At 52.9% G+C, this 678-nt stretch carries 1 protein-coding gene and 1 pseudogene; both read right to left on the reverse strand.

The genetic code is table 11. The features are described from left to right. Positions 1–357, reverse strand: a 357-nt coding sequence (locus tag J7438_RS26675; RefSeq protein WP_209279046.1) for a DUF2590 family protein, incomplete at its 3' end; no start/stop codon positions are given. Beyond that, a pseudogene (locus J7438_RS26680) lies at positions 354–678 on the reverse strand (hypothetical protein); the annotation flags it as partial. The gene J7438_RS26675 and the pseudogene J7438_RS26680, both read right to left, overlap by 4 nt.

A 678-nucleotide genomic window follows, 5' to 3' on the forward strand; every position in this document is an offset into this window, starting at 1 on the left:
TGATTGACCCTCCACCGGATTGTCCGGAACGGACAGATTTACAGAAACCTCACCCATCACGCTTTCGGCAAACAGTACAATCTGTTCCGGATCGTCCCAGTCAATCACCACGGTGCCGGGGATAATGCGCTGGTCATCTTCTACCAGCATCTCAATACGGGTCATATTGCCGGTCCATTTTGCCCGGGAGCGTTCCCCCACCAGTTCGATCAGCAGCCCGCTTTCCAGAATCATATGGACAATATCCTGAGTGATGGAGGGGCGGTGGGTCACATAATCTGGAATGCCTGCCGGGTCCAGGGTGATGTCCCGATCCGTGATCAGAATGTCTTTCCATTCGCTAGCCAATGGGTTCATGGCGCAGCCTGCCAGATTTGATTCTGAACATACTGAGGCGAAATAGGTTCAGTGGTTTGGATGTTCACGGTGGTGTTGCTGTTGGAGTTGTCCGCTATGGATTTACTGATCTGACTGGTGACGCCTCCGGCGGGCACCTCACTGGTGAGCCCTTCGTTTCGGTAGGAGAGATCGGTGGTCATATCTGCGGAATCGGTTCCGATATTTACCCCGGGGATCATGTTCAGTTTGTCGATCACCCAATCCACTATTCCGCCTAAAGATTTGAACCAGTTGACGATGCTTCCCAGGGTAGCCATCAAAAACTGTCCGGCGCTGCTC

The sequence above is a fragment of the Thalassotalea sp. G20_0 genome, from assembly GCF_017744175.1.
Lineage (GTDB): Bacteria > Pseudomonadota > Gammaproteobacteria > Pseudomonadales > Endozoicomonadaceae > Endozoicomonas.